Origin of the sequence: Winogradskyella ouciana, assembly GCF_009709615.1 — a bacterium.
GTDB classification, from domain to species: Bacteria; Bacteroidota; Bacteroidia; order Flavobacteriales; family Flavobacteriaceae; genus Winogradskyella; species Winogradskyella ouciana.
Genome location: NZ_WJYA01000024.1, coordinates 1 through 471 on the forward strand (window position 1 = coordinate 1; position 471 = coordinate 471).

The 471-nt window shown below is 41.2% G+C and carries 1 protein-coding gene; it reads right to left on the reverse strand.

Annotated elements, in window-relative coordinates:
- Nucleotides 1-44 precede the first annotated feature (44 nt).
- The coding region (locus F1003_RS15510; RefSeq protein WP_155090341.1) for a GlcG/HbpS family heme-binding protein at nucleotides 45-471 on the reverse strand (427 nt) is incomplete at its 5' end.

The window sequence follows — 471 nt, forward strand, 5'->3', positions numbered from 1 at the left end:
ATTTATCAGTAGGCTTACGAATAGTAAAATATGAATAGATATTTTCATTGTTGGGTATTAAATCCTAAATTCTCTGCCGCTTTTTGAGCGATATTGTGGTCGTTTTCGCCACTACCGCCTCCAGATATACCGATGCTCCCCACCAAAACCCCATCTTTCCAGATAGGAACACCACCTCCTAATAGGAGTAATTCGGGTAGGGTATTCAAATTTTGAGCAGTAGGGTTAGCGGCGGCTTTTTGCATTAAGATAAAACTAGGGGTTTTTGTAGAAAGTGCGGTATAGGCTTTTCTACGAGAGGCCTCTGTGTTGTGAGGTCCTACGGTATCCCCTTTCAAGAGTAGGATAACAACCCCCGAGTTGTTAAGTATCGCAATAGAGATCTGTTTATTAAGTTTAGCCGCTTCAAGGTTGGCTTGTTCGGCCAATTTTAATGCACCGTTTTGGTTGATACTTAATGTATGTTCTAAT